Origin of the sequence: Sphingobacterium thalpophilum (assembly GCF_901482695.1) — a bacterium.
GTDB classification, from domain to species: Bacteria; Bacteroidota; Bacteroidia; order Sphingobacteriales; family Sphingobacteriaceae; genus Sphingobacterium; species Sphingobacterium thalpophilum.
The window spans coordinates 2,955,449-2,974,455 of sequence record NZ_LR590484.1 but is presented as its reverse complement, the minus strand read 5'-3'; the positions used below and the strand labels follow the sequence as shown (position 1 = coordinate 2,974,455).

Here is a 19,007-nt window from a genome sequence, read left to right as displayed (position 1 = left end):
CCTTTGTAATACATAATTGGGGTTGACCGGATTTGACAGGATGGAGACGGTTATGTAAGCATGTAGTGCGTTGTTAGTAGAGCACTTTAATCTGAACTTTCAAAATTATAACTGGCGAAGAAAACTACGCCTTAGCTGCTTAATTTAGAATTAAGACTAGCTTTTGTCTCGTTAAGCCTTGCTCTATCGCTTAACATCAGAGGCATCGATTCATAGAGCTGGTCAGTGTGATGTTGCTAAACACTGACGAGATTTAGCAAATACGGAGTCCGGTATAGGTAAGCTTCTCACCTTCCCTCTCCCGACAATCAAAGAGAAGCTAAACATGTAGAAAGCGTATACAGTACCATGACTGGACGAGGGTTCGAATCCCTCCAGCTCCACTAAACGGGATAATTTTTCAATTATCCCGTTTTTTTTACTCCCCCTTTCATCTCATTTTCAACTCATTACAAAGAAAAAAAAAAAAAAAAACATAATAGAGGGGCTTCGATAGATGCCGTTTTGATAGCAAAAATGTCAACGAACACCATTTTTTAAATTTGTATTTCTATGTGTCTCGCTTCACAACACGTAGTATGTAGCGAAAGCACCGTGGAACACGTTCTATAAGCAACCAATAAAACTAGCTGTGAAAAAATACGTAAAGCTTTTTATACTGCCGATTATCCTGCTCAGTGTTGGATCATGCAAGGATAATGACGGAATTATTGCCTGTCCAGAAATTTACGTTCCTTTGATCGCTAATATAAAATATCTTGATAACGATGGAAAGGACCTAATATTTGCTGACACTCCGGTATACCCGCCTGAGTCTATTAAAATATATAAAACAAGACCTGATGACCAACCTGTACCACTGATGTTTACGATAAACAAAAATGCTAAGTTCCTTGCTGTAAATTTAGAAAAAGTAGAAAACGGCACGTTTTATATTGAGTTAAAAACAGGTATAAAAGACAAAATCACATACTCTGCTAAAATTGACGGAAGCATCCCATGTAGCGATTTTAAATTAATTGATATTCATCAAAATGACGTCCCTGCCCAATATGATGACAAAAATCAGGTTTGGATATTGCAAAAATAACTTTGCATCCAGAATGAATCACATAACAATCAGTCCAATCAAAAAGATAGGGATATGTCTTACTCTTCTAATTCTATTTGACTGTAAAAGATGAACAAACGTTCAATTTTGTTGTTGACCACAATGAAATGGAATCCCGTATAAACATGTCCGGATATGCCACCATTACTAGTGGAAACGGAGGCTATACCATCCAACATTATATAAGATCAACAAGTTCTCTGGATTATATTCCAAATGGCCATTTGGATTAAATTTTCAACAATCACGATAGGGCATCATTTTCCTAACCTTAATTGAAGGGGTAGTAAATATCGGATTGTCTTCGGATCTTTTTCGGAATGTTCGCGTTGCTGAGCGATACTTAAACGGCTATAGATCAGTCTCCGACCAGACAATTACTGCTTGGGGTCTGGTCGAGGTCTGGCTCTAGTTTGGCTGTTGTCTGCCAAGCATCCGAACATGGTGCGAATTTGATACGAATTTGTTTGATACAATTTGTTGAAAGAATCTAATTTAAATACAAAATCCCGTGTCAATACAAAATCCCGTGTCAATACAAAATCCCGTATCGAAACAGCAATCCGTAAGCTACTGCCCACGAAACTGCTTTCGATACTTTAGCGGTGACACCTTTGTCACCACTTTAAATTGTTTGCTAAAATGAGCCCAGCTATTATATCCACTATTATAGCAAATATCAAGAATAGGTCGATCTGTCTCCCGCAATAATTTGCAAGCGTGACCAATCCGGAGCTCTTTGATAAAATCAAAGTAACTTTTTTTAATATTTTTTTTGAAGAAGCGGCAAAATGCAGAAACAGACATGTTAGTGCTTGAAGCGACATTTTCGAGTGATATTGGATTGAGAAAATTTTTAAAAGAATAGTCTATTATTGCCTCTATAAGACCGTTTTCCTCTCTTCCTGAAAACGTGTCAAACACCATAGTAATCACCTCCTGCTCCTCGGATGAGCCAATCCTTTCCAGACACTTTATGATACTCCCCATTGGTTGGACAACTATTTCACTAAATTAAGATACATTTTTCACTTTATCTGCATATTTTTCATCAGGTGTAACCCTACCGATAGATTTGTGCCGTCGCTCAGAATTATAAAAGGCGATATAATCTCTGACCTGTCGGTAGAGATCAACCCCTCCATTAGGGGGATTGATATAGATTTTCTCCCTTTTGATTGATCCCCAGAACCTTTCAATAAATATGTTATCCAGTGCACGGCCCTTACCATCCATTGAGATCTCGATATGATGATCCTTTAGCGCTTTGGTGAATACGGGAGAAGTGAATTGAGAGCCCTGATCGGTATTGAATATTTCAGGCACACCATAAGTCCCTATGGCTTCCAATAACACATCCCTGCACCATTCCACGTTCATGGTATTGCCCACAGACCAGCCAACAATCTTCCTGCTGTACACATCAATAATGGCAAACAGGTACATAAAGCCACGGAACATGGGGATATAGGTGATATCGGCCTGCCATACCTGATTTGCACGTTCGATTTTCAGTCCCCTGAGCAGATAGGGATATTTGTAATCCGCTTTATTTGCCTTGCTCAGGTTCTTTTTCGGACAGATAGCTCTCAGGTTCATCATGTGGTAAAGACGTCTTACCCGCTTTTCCCCCACTGGATGACCCAAGTCATATTTCAGGTAGGATGTCATCCGTTCCACTCCATAGAAGGGACAGTCAAGGAATTTCCGATCTATCAGCCTCATTATTCTCTGGTTGAACAGCGATTCCCCTTTGGGTCTGTAGTAATAATTACTGCGCGGAAGGCCGATAAGTTTGCACTGCTCCGAAACGCTGATCTTTTTTTCGGACGGGGAAACCAGTTTGCGTTTCGCTTCCATGCTCATTTCCCCAATACTTTTTTTAAGAAATCCACCTGGATCTGTAACTCACCGATCTTGGAATAGAGTTCTTTCTCTTTCGAATCATCTTTCTCTTCTCTCTTTTCACTGGCGAACACCTGTTCGGCATTGGCCAGAAATTCACGTTTCCAGCTGTTGATCTGCGTGGGATGTAACTCATATTTCGCCGCCAGTTCCTGGATGCTCTGTTGCTCTTTAATGGCTTCTATGGCTACCTTCGTCTTAAAGCCTGAACTGAATTTTCTACGTTCCTTTTTCATTTTCAACTGCTAATTTAAACATTTACGCAGTTGTCCAGTTTTTGGGGAGTACTATACTTTAGCAATTGCATGAGGCGAGCGACACCTTCGGCATTTTCTATTCGTCTAACCAATCGGCTGATTTCCTGTGCTAGCTGTCCATGAAGTCTAATCCCCACATTGTCGTTTTTGACCAATGTGGCTATTGTATGCATCTCCGGCAAAGCCAATAAATCTGCGCCCCAGAAATCTTTTAAAAAATGAACAACAATAGCGCTTCCAACGGCGTCATGTCTAGATTTCCGGAACCAATGTGGCAGATTCGAACCAAGAAAAAATACGTCTCCTTTCTGGTAATCTCCGATATAGTCGCCAATGAGCGCAGTACCATTCCCCTCTGTCATGACGATCAATTCACACTCCGGATGCCTATGCCACGCCGTTTCAAAATTGGGCGTACTATACCTCCGGCAGGCAAATGAACAATGTTCTTCGACATGTATTTTCTGAATTAGCGTTTTCATCTCAAAAAAAGTTGCAGCAGACATCTGCTATCTAAACACATAATATACAACAATAAACGCAACAAACGACAAGATAGCATATTTTTTTACTCAAATAGCAGTTGAATAGACCTATAACTATGCTGTAAATTTAAGCTACGATAAAGGGAACCTCGTTTAAACGCTACCCAGGGAGCATTGGGTGCGATAAACCTAAAACTAAATTATGGATACAATTTCAATAATGACCAGGTATGGAAACAAACACGTATGATGCCATTGTGGTGGGCTCTGGGATCAGCGGCGGATGGGCAGCAAAAGAGCTTTGTGAGAAGGGCTTAAAAGTCTTGATGCTGGAACGTGGTGGTCCTTACGAGCATATCAAAGATTATAAATCCGCCCTACGAGAACCATGGGATTTGCCGCACCGCGGATATACAACAGTCGAACAAAAAAGAAAATATCCAGTCATTCATCGTGGCTGGGCTGCGTCAGAAGCCGTCATGGATGGCTGGGTAAATGAAGAGGACTGTCCTTATACCGAACTGAAGCCCTTCACCTGGTGGCGCAGCTACCGTATGGGGGGACGCTCGACCTTATGGGGACGGCAGTCCTACCGGTTCAGCCAGATGGACTTTGAAGCCAATGAACGGGATGGAATAGCTGTTCCTTGGCCTATTGGCTATAATGACGTTGCCCCCTGGTATGATTATGTAGAAAAGTTTGCAGGAATCAGTGGGTCAATCGAAAATATTGCGCATCTTCCAGACGGACACTTCTTACCCCCCATGGAGTTAAATTGTGTAGAAAAAGAGGTAGCCAAACGAATAAAACACGTATACGGGGAGCAGCGGCGTCTGATCATTGGAAGAACAGCGAATTTAACAGCACTGATTCCAGGACGGTCCAAATGTCAATTTAGAAACCGATGCTGGGAAGGTTGCCCTTTTGGGGGCTATTTTAGCACCCAATCCTCCACCTTGCCTGCTGCAATGAAAACCGGTAACTTGACTATTCGACCTTATTCGTTGGTCACCCAGGTGCTCTATGACAAAAACACCAAAAAATCGAGTGGTGTCGAGATCCTCGACACCGAGACCAATCAAACTTATATATTTAAGAGCAAAGTAGTTTTCCTATGTGCCTCTTCGCTCAACAGCACCTGGATTCTGTTTAATTCAGCAACGGACATCTGGCCGGAAGGTTTGGGCAGTAGCAGCGGCGAGCTTGGGCATAATGTGATGGACCATCATTACAACATCGGTGCTTCTGGCGACGTGGAGGGTTATGAAGATAGGTACATATTTGGCAAAAGAGCGAACGGATTTTATATTCCTCGATTTGTCAATATTGGCGACGACAAAAGAGACTATCTACGTGGCTTTGGGTACCAGGGATCAGCTAACCGCGAAGGCTGGCGTAGAGATATTGCCGAACTAAATATTGGTGGCGATTTTAAAGATGCCCTTACAGAGCCCGGACAGTGGACCATCGGAGCGACAGCTTTTGGAGAAATACTCCCCTACCATGAGAATAAAATCTCATTGGATAAAGACCGAAAAGACAAATGGGGATTACCTGTATTAGCAATGGATGCAGAGCTTAAGGAGAATGAGCTGAATATGCGGAAAGATATGCAGGAAGAAATGAAAGCCATGCTTACCGTCGCAGGGATAAAAAACGTTAAGACCTGGGACAGCGGACATGCCATGGGACATGGTATTCATGAAATGGGAACTGCAAGAATGGGATTGGACCCCAAAACGTCGGTGCTCAACAAATGGAATCAAGTATGGGACTGCCCCAATGTATTTGTCACCGACGGTGCCTGTATGACCTCTTCGGGTTGCCAAAATCCGTCGTTAACTTATATGGCACTGACAGCGAGAGCTGTAGATCACGCCGTCAATGAGCTCAAGAAAAATAATATCTAGGTCAATGGAAAGAAGAACACTTTTAAAAATGATAACCCTACTCACTGGCGGAGCAGTGATTGGAGGCCACGCTTTTTTGACGGGTTGTAGCGGCGGCAGAGAACGGAAGCTAAAGGAACAACTCACCTTTACTCCCGAACAGCTGGCATTTCTGGATGAAGTAGCAGATACTATACTTCCGACGACGCAAAAAAGTCCGGGAGCTAAAGCAGCCAAAGTCGGCGCCTTTATGACGGTCATCGTCCGCGACTGCTACGAAGTGGCCGATCAGGAGGTCTTCCTCGAGGGGATAGACAAGTTAGATACCGCGTGTAAAAAAATGCACAATTTCCCGTTCGTGAAGGCAACACCTGAGCAAAGGCTCGCATTATTGACTTCCATCGATCAAGAGGCAAAAGAATATATGTCCCAAAAGCAAGAATTGCCCAATCATTATTACACGATGTTTAAACAATTGACACTATTGGGTTATTTCTCCTCCGAAATTGGCGCCAAACAAGCATTGCGGTACAACCAGGCACCTGGCCGATATGAAGGGGATGTGCCTTATAAAAAAGGCGATCGCGCATGGGCTTAAACATCAATAAAAACGAAAACCAATGACAACAATTAAAGGACCAGCTATTTTTTTAGCACAATTTGTAGGTACGGAAGCACCGTTTAATACCTTGGAAAGTATATGTGAATGGGCTGCTTCCATCGGTTACAAAGGAATTCAGATTCCCACTTGGGACAGCAGATTGATAAACCTTCAAAAAGCTGCCGAAGATCTGGAATACGTACAGCGGCTTCAGGACACCGTACGCTCCCATGGCCTGGAGATTACCGAATTATCAACCCATTTACAGGGACAACTGATCGCTGTCAATCCTTCTTTTGACAGTTTATTTGACGGCTTCGCACCACAGGAACTTCATGGCAAACCTAAAGAACGTCAACAATGGGCTGTACAGCAACTGCACTACGCGATCAAAGCCAGCCATAATCTAGGGTTAAAGGCCTTGGCAACGTTTAGCGGTGCTTTTCTATGGCCTTATGTATATCCTTGGCCACAACGTCCACAAAATCTGACCCAAACGGGATTTGGTGAGCTCGCCAAGCGCTGGCTGCCTATATTGGATGCCTGCGAAGAGTATGACGTGGACCTCTGCTATGAACTTCATCCCGGAGAGGATCTACACGATGGAGTTACTTTCGAGCTATTCCTGGAAAAAGTGAACTTTCATAAGCGCGCAAATATTCTGTATGATCCTTCACATTTTGTTCTGCAATGTCTCGATTATCTGCAGTTTATAGATCTATACCACGAACGGATTAAAATGTTCCATGTGAAAGACGCCGAATTTAATCCATCTGGCCGTCAGGGTGTATATGGAGGATATCAGGATTGGCAGGCCCGAGCAGGGCGTTTTCGTTCTATAGGTGATGGGCAGGTAAATTTCAAAGCTATTTTTACCAAATTGACCCAATACAACTTTCAGGGTTGGGCAGTGCTGGAGTGGGAATGTGCTTTTAAGAACTCCGAAGACGGAGCTCGGGAAGGGGCCGCCTATATAAAGGACTACATTATCCGGGTAGGCGACCGGGCATTCGACAATTTTGCCGGATCCGATGGCGACAGTGAGCTAAACAAAAAATTGATAGGAATAGCAGAAGAATAACAGTTTTAAACACAGCTATTATGGAAATTAGAAAACTTCGAATGGGAATGGTGGGTGGAGGTAAGAATGCATTTATTGGCGCTGTACATCGCATGGCCGCAAGTATGGACGGGCAGATCGAACTATGCTGCGGTGCTTTGAGTTCTGATCCGGTCAAAGCGAAAGAATCTGGAGAACTCCTTTCGCTTCCACCGCATAGGATCTATTCAAATTTTCAGGAAATGATGGTACATGAAAGTGAGTTGCCAGCTGACGAACGAATGCATTTTGTGAGTATTGTGACGCCAAATGTAGCTCATTTTGAGCCGGCAATGCTTGCCCTGGAACATGGATTCCACGTTATACTGGAAAAACCTATGACGTTTTCACTAAAAGAAGCCGAATTATTGCAAAAAAAAGTCAACGAGACTGGCTTACTTCTGGGCGTTACCTATACTTACTCGGCATATCCTATGGTAAAACAGGCACGCCAACTGGTCCAAGACGGCAAACTGGGCCATATCCGTAAAATCATGGTCGAATATCCGCAGGGCTGGCTCAGTACCCTAATCGAAGAAAAATCTGCTCTTGCCGCCTGGAGAACAGACCCCGAAAGAGGCGGCCTCAGTAGCTGCATGGGTGACATCGGCACCCATGCAGCCCACTTGGCTGAGTATATCTCAGGTATAAAAATCACAAAGGTATGTGCCGATCTCCGTATCGTCGTGGAAGGAAGACGGCTAGAAGATGACGGCAATGTTCTGCTGGGATTTGAAAATGGTGCGACAGGCGTACTGTCAGCTTCGCAGGTAGCCGCAGGCGAAGAAAATGCGTTAAAAATAAGGGTCTATGGCGAAAAAGCCGGATTGGAATGGAACCAGCAGGATCCGAATACGCTCCTACTGAAATGGCTAAATGAACCAGCACAAACATACCGTGCAGGCCAGTCCTACCTCTGCCCCATGGCTCAGCACAATACCCGCTTGCCGGCCGGACATCCAGAAGGCTATATAGAAGCGTTTGCTAATATCTACAAAAATTTTGCATCGACAATACGGGCGAAATTAAATGGTGTTCAACCATCTGAAGCTATATTGGATTTTCCTACCGTAAATGATGGAATGCGCGGCATGAAATTTATCGAAACCGTAATCGCTTCAGGACAATCCGATCAGAAATGGACGATGATGTAAATCACTGACGCCAATAGATACGATCGATAGTAAGGCTACTCCTGGCTCGTAATAGCTTAATATAACGGCCTTCTATCGATCGAAAGAAAAGAGCCCATACTTGTACGATGCATTTCAGGGCTGTCGAATGGACTATTACGACAATTTGCAAATGTGAAAAACTTTTGCAGACCATGCCAACTATCGCCCAAAAACTGATATTTTTGAACATAATTCCAGAATACATACATGAGTTCACTAATATTTCGTGACGCATTACAAGAAGATTTACCCCGTATTGTCGCTATTTACAATACGACTATTGCATCGAGAATGGTCACCGCGGATACAAGTCCAGTTTCTGTGGCTAGCAGACAAAAATGGTTTGACGACCACAACCCTTCAAAGCGCCCTCTCTGGATGGTTGAGGACGAAACTGGTCATATCCTTGGATGGGCTAGTTTTCAGTCTTTTTACGGCCGTCCTGCGTACGATGCAACTGTAGAAATCAGTATCTATATCGACGAACACTATCGCGGTAAAGGATTGGGCCGCCAAATACTCCAACACTGTATTGACCGTGCACCGGCCTTCGGAGTCCACACCCTTTTGGGGTTTATCTTTGCGCACAATGTACCCAGTATCGCACTGTTTAAGAAAATGGGATTTCAGGAATGGGCTCACCTTCCCAATATTGCTATCTTGGATGAGCAGGAACGGAGTTTGAAGATTCTAGGCAAACGGGTGAATTGACAAGTAGAGCTCGGTCCCAACGCTGAACATCAACAAAATCTACGGCAAAATTTGTCTTCTTGGTGTCCGGATCGGGGATAATGCCGCCACCACCTATACGAAAATAAAGCAACTCTATCAGTCACAAGATTTCGCTTCGTTTAGCTTCAGCCTATCGGATAAACCGCTGCACAAATTGTATGATCCTATCATGGAAAAATACACAGAATGGGCATTTTCCTTTAATGAAGATACAGAGCAGGGAAATCCTAAGAATACAGATGTACGGTTGTATTTTAACAACAATAAATTGGACAAAATGCAAATCACGTATAGGACATTCGATATGCCGGTCAATTAAATAGACACGTCACAAGAGGCTGCTGTCTACCCCGTATTACGAAACAGTCCCTATATGGATATGGTGAGTAACGGCACATCAAGGCCAGACGCCATCATCCGTGTTTTGCTGCGGTGGGTGAGGGAGCTCCAGAAACCGTATTTATAAGGAATCATCACCAGCAGGTCGGTATGACTTACTTTAACTTCATCGCGAATAGCTTTAACGACTTCATTGGAGGTAACATTTTTATAATAATAGCTGACTATACCCATGACGTTATTGATTGCTTCACGGGTTTCCTTACCTTTTTCTTCATTTAATTGCTCAACGGTCTTGCGGATATTGAGAACCTCCAATGTGGCGTCAAACTCTGCAGCAAAGTTCTTCACTTTTTCGAGGATTTCTTTCTGTACACCACGCACGATATCACAGGCGAAGAGGATATGTTTTAATCCGGTAAATTCAGCCCCCAGCGGCACCGAAAGAATCGGAATCTTCAGTTTACTGATTGCAGCGGTAGTCGTATTGCCCAGCATATCCTGGTCAAATGAGCGTTTGGCCATTCCCATGACCAACAAATCAGCGTTTGTTTCCTGAATACACTTGGTAATCTGGTCATAAAACAATCCCGTCGCTAAATACGGAATAGTGGTAATTCCATGCTGCGCCGTCACTGCTTCTGCTTTGCGCTGTAAGATTTTATTCTGATGTTCAAACATCTTGAACAAGGTGTCGGGAGAAAGACGTGCGTTCATGGCATGAATGGAAGGGTTCTGAAGCGAAAATAAGACGAGCTCATATTCCTTCCCATCAAAGACCTCCAATATAAAATTCAAGGCATGTTCAGCCTCTGCAGCATAATCTGTAGCAACAATTATCCGTTTCATCTGGTGTGAAATTATACGATTTAAAAATCTCTCTTTACACCATTCAAGTTAACGAAAAATAATAAATTTATAACTGGACAATTGTCTCAGCATCGTCAATTTTCTCCCGATTCCCGATTTATTTTGAATAACTGTTTTTTACAAAAGGTGCTTTTTTCAAGTAATCAATACTTTGTTCCAGGCCCGTGTAAATGTCGTTGTTTGTTTCTTCCAGCTCAACGAAAAGATACTTTAGTCCAGCAGTCTGCACGTTGTTAAAAATAGCATCAAATCCTACCATACCGCTCTGACCGATCTCACGATGATCTTTAATATGCAAAGCTCTAAATCTTCCTGAGTATTTATTGAAGTAGTCAACCGGACTAACATCACCAATCACAGCCCAATATACATCCATCTCAAAAAATACATTTTCTGGGTTGGTATGTTCCAGCATGTAATCGTACATGACTTGGTCTTCTACTTTCTTGAACTCATGCGCGTGATTGTGATAGCCATATAAAATTCCCTGCTCACGGCACTTTGCGCCTACCGCATCCAGATAACGGCACTGGGTCTCCAGATCCTTAAGTGTTTTGGGTACCTCCATCCATGGCGTCACGATATATTTCATACCAGCAGCTTTGTGGGTGGCGATACACTCGTCCCACCATTTTAGAGATTCTGAAAAATCACCTGAAGCCAGCTCCTGTGCTGATAATGTTTTCGTTGCATGTGAAGACAAGACCTTCATCCCCGCTTTTTCAACTTTAGCTTTAAATTCTTCCGGACTTAAATTATACAGCTTCCCATCTTTATAGCCAGCAGCTTCCACACCGGTATAACCAAGCGCTGCTATCTTTTGCAAAATCTGATCAAAATTAGGATTTTTTGCAATCTCCTCACGTACAGAATACAACTGTAGACCAATTTCCTTTTTTGCTGCCTTCTGTGCAAAAGTTGGATTGACAGCCAAAAGCATACAGCCGGCCAGCAATGTACCAATAAGGGTTCTCCTCTTCATATGTTTTTATTTTTCAGTAAAGACCTATCCAACACGAAAGCGATGGTAAACATACGTTTACGGGCTGTTTAGGTTTGTTCGTGTTTATGTGAAGTGCAATGTATACAAATACTGGAAAAAACACAATGCTTTGCCATTTTATTTATTCACATTCCAAGTTTTAAACGGACCAACCGATACATTATTACACAGCAATTCCCCAGTTTGTAAACGATTTCATAAACAAAACTGTTCTATTGTCAACGAACAACACTAAGAAAAATGGAAGAACAATTTAAAAATCCCGAATATAGCCACGAGAAGCAGGATGAGAAATTACCTGAGGTGGCGACAGAAGAAAAAGATGATGCTCCAGCAGGACGCAATATTAAGCGTACAATCATTATAGCTGTTTGTGTACTGATTGTATTTTACTTGATTTATTATTTCATGAGCGATCATTAACGTATTAAAATGCATATTGCAGCCATATTGTAGTAGACCTATGTCTGGTGCGCCAGTCCAAGTTTGTCTGACCATCCAGGAATAGACAGTTTGGCCGGGTGCCTAGTGCAGCCCGCTGACACGACTTCTTTTGCGGGTATGCGGGCTGCGCAGTTGGCTGTCTATATGTTTTTCATGATGGTCCAATAACAAACCTATCGGACAGGTGATATAGGGTTGAAATTACAAAGTGCATAATACGCTAGATATTGTCAACAACTCGATAAACGGGTTTACTGACATCTCACCCGAAAATAAAAATAAATTCTCATATAAGCAATTTTTAAAACAAAATTATAGACATATTTTTGCGCAAATTGTCACTCAATTCGTTGTATGACGGACAACGACAAACAAAAACTAGCGTCAATTGGTCTGCGATTTCGCGCCAGACGCAATGAACTCTATTATTCTATACGGGATGTTTCCAATCTGACCGGTATTTCAGTAGGTACTCTAAATGGGATAGAAAGGGGCAAAGACCTCACGTTGAGCAATTTTCTCCTTTTATGTAGCAGCCTTCAGATTCAACCCAAGACATTTTTTCAGGAAGATATTAAGTTCGGAGCCCCCTATTCATTGCCGCCCGATGTTCAGGAGCGCATTACCATCAACAAAAAGTTAGACAAACTCATCTATGATTCCGACTTTTTCGATAAGCCCAAACGGGTTTCTGAGGTATTGAAAGAACTGGATATAGACAGTGTTCACAGCAATAAGTTCTCCGTTCAGCTTACCGCTTATTGCGAAAAGGGCGCACTCGAATCAGAACAACGAGGTAACTTTAAATTTTATAGAAAAAGAACCTAACCCTCAAAACACGATCCCCTCCCAGACGGCTGAAGTGTCCTTCGAGTAGAACGCATTGTTCACCGTGCCGGTAATCTGAATTATTTTTGTATAAACTGTAACAACGGCTACCTTACTTATACTAATCCAGAAAATCAACATATAAACAGTTATGAAAACGAAATCTATTTACAACTGGAAAACTAACCTATTGGGAACTAAATTTAAATTGTATGCCAACGAGAATGTTATCGGCTCACTCGAATCAAGTAACTGGAATTTGGATGCACGAGCTACGATACAGTCCAATCAGTATAACTTCAAAAATAAGGGATTCTTCAACCCTTACACCGAAATCCGAGATAAGCATGGTTACTTGGTGGCTGATATTGAATACAGTCCTTGGACAGGCAATGCTACGATTAGCTTAATCGGTAAAAAATATTTTTGGAGTGCGAAAGGTATATGGATGTCGAGCTGGAAAATAGAAGATGCGAATGGTCAGGTTATCGAAGTAAAACCAGGTGTGTTAGGCGATAGCGGCACGATAGAAAGCATGGACAACAGCGAAATGTTGCTTTCAATCTGCCTTTACCTCCAGCGGCGTGCCGTACTTCTCTATTCAATGATTGCCTTCTTACCTATTTTCATCTTACTCCTGCTTTGCATCTAGTTAAACAGCGGACAGAACCTATACAAAAATAGGTACCACAGGCCCTTACGGACCTGTTTTTTTTTGCACAGACGGAACGCTGAAGAATCTAGACGCTATAAACGTCAGTGCCAATTATACCGCACGACAGACTATCCCATATTTTGTCCCAAGCTAAAATTACTTACTTTCCCCGTTCCATCAAAAACAATTCTTGTTCCAACGATTTTACCTATTCCCCTTATAAAGGGACCCGAATAGACCGTTTGATGATCAAATTGGATTTCAATCCTTCTCGCATGGACAAGACAACGGAGGTTAACCACATTGGAAAAATCCACCCCAAATTTCGATAAATCATGTGAATGCCCTTCAAATAATTGTTCGCCGATTCTCAATTTGAGATTCTCAACACAACCTGCAAGGGCTAAAGGGATACTAATTACTCCTTCAGTCCCAAGAATCATGACACGGGTTTGCTTACATGGAGCGTTTGAATGATTTAACGTATGCTGAATATCCATTTCATACCGGAAGTTTTCGCTGTTTATCATGAGTTGCTTACTGACATTGGTCAAAACAAATTCCGGTATATTGAGACTGAGATCTGCTGTATCCAGCTTTAAATCGTCGGGCCCCACTCCGATCATGTCGCCCCGATGTAGTAAACCCGACGGCAAATAAGTGGGAATAGGCTGTTTCATCAATACTCCCAACCAACCATTCGACTCTATAAAGACATCATGTTCCTTCACTATAGAATCATTCAGTATTAGTTTTGCACGATAATACCCCGGCATATAGTAAATACTTCCGTATTCATGTCCTCCCTTGTCTACTCGTGCCCGACGTTTGGGGTCCCAGCTCTGCTGAATAAAAACAGAATCAGCATTGGATCGGATAGCATCGTACTTAAAGATGACCGTATTGGGTACGCCCACAGCGATGGTTTTACTACTGAAGGCAATCGTTTCGAAAGACAACCTTTTGGAAAAAGATAGGTATATAACGCTTCCTGCGGATAACGCTGTTATCAGCAACAAACTGACAAGGATGTATATCAGCTTTTTATTCACTTTTAGGCGCGGTTCAGAAGTTTGTTGCATTCCAGAATTGGAACCGCAGAATGAACGCCAGCTGCTATATCCGATAAACTTCGCCAAAGTATCGAGAGTACTTAGGTTCGGAGAGCTTTTGTAATGCACTTTTCCCCATATCCTTTTTAATGTACTGGGACTCAACACAGTCTTTGTCTCATTAAAAATCTGCTCACTTAAATTTTCAAAATCTCTTGCCTGCCATTGATCACTATCTCCCCAATGGAGTTTGTTTTCAATCAGCTTTTTGATCACGGTTATATCATCTTGTCTATCAAACATTTAAAACTTGAATAAAATTTGAACTTATTTGAACAGGTGCTGAACATATCATCCGTTTCAAACATAATATTTTCGGATCAGATTCTTTATCAATCGAAATAATAATATCATAATTTATGAATAGCACTAAAATCATTAGCAGCATACTCTTTTTCCTCCCTACATTATTGGTATTTGGTCAGGACACCATAACACCCGCTTTAGCCCCCAAACAGATTAAACCATACAACCGGGCTTTCGAAATTCTCCACGAACAGTATCGGGGTAACCCGATCATTCGGATCAAAGGCAAACCCGACGCGGGAATAGCCTGGATCAAGGGTCTTACTTTCGAAAACGGAATAATAGAATTCGATGTCAAGGGAAAGGATATAGTACAACAGAGCTTCGTGGGGGTAGCATTTCATGGCCTGGACGACAATACTTATCAAGCAATATATTTCCGTCCATTTAACTTTAGATCGAAAGACCCCATCAGAAAAATGCATGCAGTACAATATATTGCCCTCCCCGATAACGACTGGCCCTACCTCAGGGAAACTTATCCCCAAAAATATGAGGCATCTGTACCTTCCACGGTAGATCCCAACGAATGGTTTCATGTCAAATTAATAATTGGCCAGCAAACGATAGCAGTATTTATCAATTCATATCCCCAGCCAATTCTCAGCGTAAAATCGCTTATGTCAAACGGAAAAGGCAAGGTTGGATTTTGGACTGGAAATGGTTCTGACGGTGATTTTTCCGGCCTTGTTGTGATTAAACATTAAGCCTCCCACAATATATAAGGCATACAGCGCCCACAAAATTTTGAAAGCCTCGAGCAGGAAAAAAAGCATATCCGCTTAAATGTTAATTCACAATAAGATAATATCAGCTTAACACAAAATCATTCTTTCCGTGTTTAACTTAGTAAGAATGAATAACATGGCTTCTAATCGTTTTGTTCCGACTATAGCTTTATGCTCCGCTGTTTTGTTCTGTTGCTGCGGCAATAACGATCATACGATCAAAATGAAAGGATCGGATACTGAAGTAAATCTCGCTGTCAATCTGGCCGAGGCATACAATAAAACCGACCCTACTTTCAGCATGGCCATCTCTGGAGGCGGATCAGGACTGGGGATTACTTCTTTGCTGAATGGGCAGGCCGATATCGCCAACTCCTCTCGCCCGCTGACGGAAGAAGAGCAGTCTTTATTCAAAAAGAAAAATATCTACCTAAAAACCGTAGTATTTGCTGAAGATGCCACCGCATTTGTCGTACATAGCGACAATCCCATAGACGAAATCGACATCCATACCTTAGCCAAAATCATGAGCGGAGCAGAGGAAAACTGGGAGTCCATTTCGGGATCAGCCATGCCGATCACCATCTATGGTCGGCAAAGCAGTTCAGGAACCTACTCGTTTATCCGCAAAAAATTAAAGATCGCTTATAGTCAAAGGGCTAAGGAGATGACCGGAAACGCACAGATTCTCGAAGCTATCAAGATTGACAAGTCAGGCATCGGCTATGTAGGAGCTGGGTATATTTCAAAAAAGATACAGGACAATCAAGGTATTAAAGTACTAAAAATCAAACATGATGCAGCACAGCCAGCTGTGTCGCCACTGGATCCCGCCGCCATTAAAAACAGAGTCTATTTCTTTCAGCGGCCACTTTATCAGTTTATTCCCGAAAAATCCTGGGCTAAAGTACAGCATTTCATTCAGTTTGAAACACAGGGAGAAGGAACTCAGATCATCGAAAATTCGGGGTATTACCTTATACAATAAGTTACCATGCAGTACAAAAAAAGAATAGCCATCGACAAGATCGCCAGAATCGTATTCAAGTCCACCGGTTACTTGGTACTCCTGTTATTGGGCGGTATTTTCTTTATGCTGCTCTATAATGCTATAGCCTTCTTTCTGGATGTGTCACCATTGGATTTTATTACTGGAAGCCAGTGGAATCCAACAGCAGCTGAACCCGTCTATGGGATTTTACCTTTAATTGTCAGCACCTCGATTGTGTCTTTCGGAGCCATGTTGCTGGCCGTTCCACTGGGAGTGGGAACCGCTGCATTTATTTCCGAATATGCCACTCCAAAGCTAAAAAATATTTTAAAACCCGCCATCGAGATGCTTGCTGCCATTCCCTCTGTAGTGATTGGCTTTCTAGGAATCGTACTTGTCGGACCTGGGATTGCGGATTTCAACAATTTACCCAACGGTCTGAACGCACTCAACGGAGCCATCTTATTGGCGATCATGGCACTTCCCACCATTATCACCATCTCAGAAGATGCCATCCATGCTGTGCCACAGACATACCGCGAGGCTAGTTACGGTCTTGGAGCTTCCCGGTGGCAGACACTTCGCAAGATTACCATTCCAGCCGCCGCACCGGGGATTATCGCAGCAATCATGCTGGGGCTGGGCAGAGCAATAGGTGAGACGATGACCGTATTAATGGCCACAGGCAATGCTGCAGTTTTTCCAAAGGGCTTCTTCGACTCCGTCAAAACCATAACAGCGACCATTGCAATAGAAATGGGTGAGGTACCCTACCAGACCACACATTACTATGCCCTGTTTGCCATTGCCATTGTCCTTTTTTTTATGACCTTGGTAGCCAATCTGATTGGCGAGTATTTTATCAACCGTTTTAGGAAATATCATGCGGCATAAATTCAGAAAAATAGGTTTTATCATGGAGTGGAGTACACTCCTGCTATCCACCGGACTGGTTTGCTTCTTCCTATGCGTCATTTTATATGACATTTTCAGCAAAGGCTCGGCCATACTCTCCTGGGATTTTGTCACTAAACTGCCGACCAACGGCATGACCCAGGGCGGTATACTCACACCGATGATCGGAACGGTATTTTTAACCCTGATCACTGCACTATTTTCTATCCCTTTCGGAGTTTGCTGTGCGATTTATCTGAACGAATATGCAGAGAATACATGGCTCACGCGTACCATACGAGCTTCCATCCGCAACCTTTCAGGCGTCCCTTCAATCATATATGGACTGTTTGGTCTGGCCTTATTTGTTCAGGCGCTCAGCCTAGGGACTTCTATTTTAGCTGCAGGACTGACGCTCGGCCTGCTATCACTGCCATATATTATTACCACAACCGAAGAAGCCCTGCTTCGTATCCCCCGAAGTATGCGAGAAGCGGCATTGGCTGTGGGCGCGACGAAGTTTGAGTCGATTAAAGATGTGGTGCTCCCCGCCGCACTGCCCGGTATCCTGACGGGGATAGTACTGACACTTTCCAGGGCTGCCGGCGAAACCGCCCCAATATTATTTACTGGAGCCGCATTTTATATCACCAATTCCTTTGGCAGTCTCAGTCAGGAATTTATGGCACTCCCCTATCACCTATATATGCTGTCTACGCAGCATCAGTCGATCGAGGAGGTCAGACCAATAGCCTATGGAACGGCATTGGTCCTTATTATCGTCGTCTTCCTCATGAATTTAACAGCTTTCTATATTCGGTATAAGTTTAGAAATAATGAAAAGTAAATTGGTCGCTGAACATCTCAACCTTTGGTTTGGGAACAAACAGGTGTTAAAAGATATTAATATCGAATTTGAGGAAAATAAGGTTACCGCATTGATCGGCCCTTCAGGTTGTGGCAAAAGTACGCTGTTACGAAGCTTCAACCGCATGCATGATCTATATCCAGAAGCCAAAATCGAGGGCCGTATCAAACTGGATGGACAAGACATCTATCGAAAAGAGATCGAAGTAACGGACCTTCGAAAGCGTGTCGGCATGGTCTTCCAGAAAGCAAACCCTTTTCCCAAGAGTATTTATGAAAATATTACCTATGGATTGAAGATCAATAATCTTACTGCAGACAAAACCACCGTCCAGAAGGCTTTGCAAGAAGCATATATCTGGGAAGAAGTTAAAGACGATCTGAAAAAACCGGCCACACGCCTCTCGGGCGGGCAGCAACAAAGGCTCTGCATCGCACGTACAGTAGCGCTGCGGCCCGAAATTATTCTGATGGATGAACCTTGTTCTGCACTGGATCCTGTAAGTACCCTTAAGATTGAGGAATTGATACACCATCTCAAAAAGGATTACACAATTGTCATCGTTACCCATAATATGCAGCAAGCTCAGCGTGTCGCCGACAAAACCGTATTTATGTACCTGGGCGAGATTATTGAACAGGGCGATACTGACCAGATCTTTAACCATCCGCAGCACGAGACCACCCGTAATTATATCAGTGGGCACTTTGGTTAA

Annotated in this window: 22 protein-coding genes and 1 other RNA gene; 16 read left to right on the top strand and 7 right to left on the bottom strand. The window is 42.9% G+C overall.

Annotated elements, in window-relative coordinates:
* The first annotated feature begins 18 nt into the window (after positions 1–18).
* Positions 19–386, top strand: a transfer-messenger RNA (tmRNA) gene (ssrA, locus tag FGL37_RS12395).
* Between the two features lie 245 nt (positions 387–631).
* Positions 632–1,090 carry a hypothetical protein gene (locus tag FGL37_RS12390; protein ID WP_028072413.1) on the top strand — a complete coding sequence of 153 codons (459 nt, stop codon included), beginning with the start codon at positions 632–634 and terminating at the stop codon, positions 1,088–1,090.
* A 591-nt stretch (positions 1,091–1,681) separates the two neighbouring features.
* On the opposite strand, the gene FGL37_RS12385 is transcribed toward FGL37_RS12390, so the two are convergent.
* Genes FGL37_RS12385 through FGL37_RS12370 form a run of 4 tightly spaced genes read right to left on the bottom strand, consistent with a single transcriptional unit; the run spans position 1,682 to position 3,755 of the window.
* Positions 1,682–2,101, bottom strand: a complete 420-nt coding sequence (locus tag FGL37_RS12385) for a helix-turn-helix domain-containing protein (protein ID WP_051607370.1) — start codon at positions 2,099–2,101, stop codon at positions 1,682–1,684.
* Positions 2,102–2,125: 24 nt separating this feature from the next.
* On the bottom strand, positions 2,126–2,977 hold the full coding sequence (locus tag FGL37_RS12380; RefSeq protein ID WP_028071708.1) for an IS3 family transposase: 852 nt from the start codon (positions 2,975–2,977) through the stop codon (positions 2,126–2,128).
* Complete coding sequence (locus tag FGL37_RS12375) at positions 2,974–3,252, bottom strand: transposase (protein WP_028071709.1); 279 nt, start codon at positions 3,250–3,252, stop codon at positions 2,974–2,976. Before FGL37_RS12375 ends, FGL37_RS12380 begins: the two co-directional genes overlap by 4 nt.
* A 14-nt stretch (positions 3,253–3,266) precedes the next feature.
* Positions 3,267–3,755, bottom strand: coding sequence for an AraC family ligand binding domain-containing protein (locus FGL37_RS12370; RefSeq protein ID WP_160169503.1), 489 nt, complete (start codon positions 3,753–3,755; stop codon positions 3,267–3,269).
* 233 nt (positions 3,756–3,988) lie between these two features.
* Here FGL37_RS12370 and FGL37_RS12365 point away from each other — a divergent pair, with 233 nt between their 5' ends.
* The 6 genes from FGL37_RS12365 (at position 3,989) to FGL37_RS25385 (ending at position 9,573) form a co-directional block, all read left to right on the top strand.
* Complete coding sequence (locus tag FGL37_RS12365; RefSeq protein ID WP_028070434.1) at positions 3,989–5,668, top strand: GMC oxidoreductase; 1,680 nt, start codon at positions 3,989–3,991, stop codon at positions 5,666–5,668.
* Between the two features lie 4 nt (positions 5,669–5,672).
* Positions 5,673–6,245, top strand: a complete 573-nt coding sequence (locus tag FGL37_RS12360) for a gluconate 2-dehydrogenase subunit 3 family protein (RefSeq protein ID WP_028070435.1) — start codon at positions 5,673–5,675, stop codon at positions 6,243–6,245.
* A 22-nt stretch (positions 6,246–6,267) separates the two neighbouring features.
* Positions 6,268–7,329 carry a sugar phosphate isomerase/epimerase family protein gene (locus FGL37_RS12355; protein ID WP_028070436.1) on the top strand — a complete coding sequence of 354 codons (1,062 nt, stop codon included), beginning with the start codon at positions 6,268–6,270 and terminating at the stop codon, positions 7,327–7,329.
* A 20-nt stretch (positions 7,330–7,349) separates the two neighbouring features.
* The gene (locus FGL37_RS12350; protein WP_028070437.1) at positions 7,350–8,501 is read left to right on the top strand and encodes a Gfo/Idh/MocA family protein; all 1,152 of its coding nucleotides are present in this window, start codon (positions 7,350–7,352) and stop codon (positions 8,499–8,501) included.
* A 228-nt stretch (positions 8,502–8,729) separates the two neighbouring features.
* On the top strand, positions 8,730–9,233 hold the full coding sequence (locus FGL37_RS12345; RefSeq protein ID WP_028070438.1) for a GNAT family N-acetyltransferase: 504 nt from the start codon (positions 8,730–8,732) through the stop codon (positions 9,231–9,233).
* Between the two features lie 190 nt (positions 9,234–9,423).
* Positions 9,424–9,573, top strand: coding sequence for a hypothetical protein (locus FGL37_RS25385; RefSeq protein WP_160169504.1), 150 nt, complete (start codon positions 9,424–9,426; stop codon positions 9,571–9,573).
* 50 nt (positions 9,574–9,623) lie between these two features.
* On the opposite strand, the gene FGL37_RS12340 is transcribed toward FGL37_RS25385, so the two are convergent.
* Together FGL37_RS12340 and FGL37_RS12335 are read right to left on the bottom strand one after the other, a co-directional pair.
* Positions 9,624–10,442, bottom strand: coding sequence for a universal stress protein (locus tag FGL37_RS12340; RefSeq protein WP_028070439.1), 819 nt, complete (start codon positions 10,440–10,442; stop codon positions 9,624–9,626).
* A gap of 118 nt (positions 10,443–10,560) precedes the next feature.
* Positions 10,561–11,445: a sugar phosphate isomerase/epimerase family protein gene (locus FGL37_RS12335; RefSeq protein ID WP_028070440.1), complete on the bottom strand. Its 885-nt coding sequence runs from the start codon at positions 11,443–11,445 to the stop codon at positions 10,561–10,563.
* Positions 11,446–11,706: 261 nt separating this feature from the next.
* Here FGL37_RS12335 and FGL37_RS12330 point away from each other — a divergent pair, with 261 nt between their 5' ends.
* From FGL37_RS12330 to FGL37_RS12320, 3 genes are all read left to right on the top strand, one after another.
* Positions 11,707–11,889 carry a hypothetical protein gene (locus tag FGL37_RS12330; protein ID WP_028070441.1) on the top strand — a complete coding sequence of 61 codons (183 nt, stop codon included), beginning with the start codon at positions 11,707–11,709 and terminating at the stop codon, positions 11,887–11,889.
* A 375-nt stretch (positions 11,890–12,264) separates the two neighbouring features.
* The gene (locus tag FGL37_RS12325) at positions 12,265–12,738 is read left to right on the top strand and encodes a helix-turn-helix domain-containing protein (protein ID WP_028070442.1); all 474 of its coding nucleotides are present in this window, start codon (positions 12,265–12,267) and stop codon (positions 12,736–12,738) included.
* A 151-nt stretch (positions 12,739–12,889) separates the two neighbouring features.
* The gene (locus FGL37_RS12320; protein WP_028070443.1) at positions 12,890–13,390 is read left to right on the top strand and encodes a hypothetical protein; all 501 of its coding nucleotides are present in this window, start codon (positions 12,890–12,892) and stop codon (positions 13,388–13,390) included.
* Between the two features lie 131 nt (positions 13,391–13,521).
* Here the strand turns inward: FGL37_RS12320 and FGL37_RS12315 are convergent, their stop codons facing one another.
* Complete coding sequence (locus tag FGL37_RS12315) at positions 13,522–14,748, bottom strand: hypothetical protein (RefSeq protein WP_028070444.1); 1,227 nt, start codon at positions 14,746–14,748, stop codon at positions 13,522–13,524.
* Between the two features lie 116 nt (positions 14,749–14,864).
* Between FGL37_RS12315 and FGL37_RS12310 the strand changes: the two genes are divergently transcribed.
* The 5 genes from FGL37_RS12310 (at position 14,865) to pstB (ending at position 19,007) form a co-directional block, all read left to right on the top strand.
* Complete coding sequence (locus FGL37_RS12310) at positions 14,865–15,518, top strand: hypothetical protein (protein ID WP_028070445.1); 654 nt, start codon at positions 14,865–14,867, stop codon at positions 15,516–15,518.
* A gap of 157 nt (positions 15,519–15,675) precedes the next feature.
* A complete protein-coding gene (locus FGL37_RS12305) occupies positions 15,676–16,527 on the top strand; it encodes a substrate-binding domain-containing protein (protein ID WP_037533688.1) in 852 nt (283 codons plus the stop codon).
* 6 nt (positions 16,528–16,533) lie between these two features.
* Positions 16,534–17,424 carry a phosphate ABC transporter permease subunit PstC gene (gene pstC / locus FGL37_RS12300; protein ID WP_028070447.1) on the top strand — a complete coding sequence of 297 codons (891 nt, stop codon included), beginning with the start codon at positions 16,534–16,536 and terminating at the stop codon, positions 17,422–17,424.
* A 22-nt stretch (positions 17,425–17,446) separates the two neighbouring features.
* Complete coding sequence (gene pstA / locus FGL37_RS12295) at positions 17,447–18,271, top strand: phosphate ABC transporter permease PstA (protein ID WP_232048686.1); 825 nt, start codon at positions 17,447–17,449, stop codon at positions 18,269–18,271.
* Entirely contained in the window at positions 18,261–19,007 is a 747-nt protein-coding gene (pstB, locus tag FGL37_RS12290) for a phosphate ABC transporter ATP-binding protein PstB (protein WP_028070449.1), read from the top strand. Before pstA ends, pstB begins: the two co-directional genes overlap by 11 nt.

Excerpts from the sequence above, each read along its gene's own strand:
- FGL37_RS12315 (WP_028070444.1), bottom strand. The coding sequence starts at position 14,748 with ATGTTTGATAGACAAGATGATATAACCGTGATCAAAAAGCTGATTGAA.
- FGL37_RS12385 (WP_051607370.1), bottom strand. The coding sequence starts at position 2,101 with ATGGGGAGTATCATAAAGTGTCTGGAAAGGATTGGCTCATCCGAGGAG.
- FGL37_RS12330 (WP_028070441.1), top strand. The coding sequence starts at position 11,707 with ATGGAAGAACAATTTAAAAATCCCGAATATAGCCACGAGAAGCAGGAT.
- FGL37_RS12380 (WP_028071708.1), bottom strand. The coding sequence starts at position 2,977 with ATGAGCATGGAAGCGAAACGCAAACTGGTTTCCCCGTCCGAAAAAAAG.
- FGL37_RS12350 (WP_028070437.1), top strand. The coding sequence starts at position 7,350 with ATGGAAATTAGAAAACTTCGAATGGGAATGGTGGGTGGAGGTAAGAAT.
- pstC (WP_028070447.1), top strand. The coding sequence starts at position 16,534 with ATGCAGTACAAAAAAAGAATAGCCATCGACAAGATCGCCAGAATCGTA.
- FGL37_RS12305 (WP_037533688.1), top strand. The coding sequence starts at position 15,676 with ATGGCTTCTAATCGTTTTGTTCCGACTATAGCTTTATGCTCCGCTGTT.
- pstB (WP_028070449.1), top strand. The coding sequence starts at position 18,261 with ATGAAAAGTAAATTGGTCGCTGAACATCTCAACCTTTGGTTTGGGAAC.
- FGL37_RS12310 (WP_028070445.1), top strand. The coding sequence starts at position 14,865 with ATGAATAGCACTAAAATCATTAGCAGCATACTCTTTTTCCTCCCTACA.
- FGL37_RS12335 (WP_028070440.1), bottom strand. The coding sequence starts at position 11,445 with ATGAAGAGGAGAACCCTTATTGGTACATTGCTGGCCGGCTGTATGCTT.
- FGL37_RS12355 (WP_028070436.1), top strand. The coding sequence starts at position 6,268 with ATGACAACAATTAAAGGACCAGCTATTTTTTTAGCACAATTTGTAGGT.
- pstA (WP_232048686.1), top strand. The coding sequence starts at position 17,447 with ATGGAGTGGAGTACACTCCTGCTATCCACCGGACTGGTTTGCTTCTTC.
- FGL37_RS12325 (WP_028070442.1), top strand. The coding sequence starts at position 12,265 with ATGACGGACAACGACAAACAAAAACTAGCGTCAATTGGTCTGCGATTT.
- FGL37_RS12360 (WP_028070435.1), top strand. The coding sequence starts at position 5,673 with ATGGAAAGAAGAACACTTTTAAAAATGATAACCCTACTCACTGGCGGA.
- FGL37_RS12365 (WP_028070434.1), top strand. The coding sequence starts at position 3,989 with ATGGAAACAAACACGTATGATGCCATTGTGGTGGGCTCTGGGATCAGC.
- FGL37_RS12345 (WP_028070438.1), top strand. The coding sequence starts at position 8,730 with ATGAGTTCACTAATATTTCGTGACGCATTACAAGAAGATTTACCCCGT.
- FGL37_RS25385 (WP_160169504.1), top strand. The coding sequence starts at position 9,424 with ATGGAAAAATACACAGAATGGGCATTTTCCTTTAATGAAGATACAGAG.
- FGL37_RS12340 (WP_028070439.1), bottom strand. The coding sequence starts at position 10,442 with ATGAAACGGATAATTGTTGCTACAGATTATGCTGCAGAGGCTGAACAT.
- FGL37_RS12320 (WP_028070443.1), top strand. The coding sequence starts at position 12,890 with ATGAAAACGAAATCTATTTACAACTGGAAAACTAACCTATTGGGAACT.
- FGL37_RS12375 (WP_028071709.1), bottom strand. The coding sequence starts at position 3,252 with ATGAAAAAGGAACGTAGAAAATTCAGTTCAGGCTTTAAGACGAAGGTA.
- FGL37_RS12370 (WP_160169503.1), bottom strand. The coding sequence starts at position 3,755 with ATGAAAACGCTAATTCAGAAAATACATGTCGAAGAACATTGTTCATTT.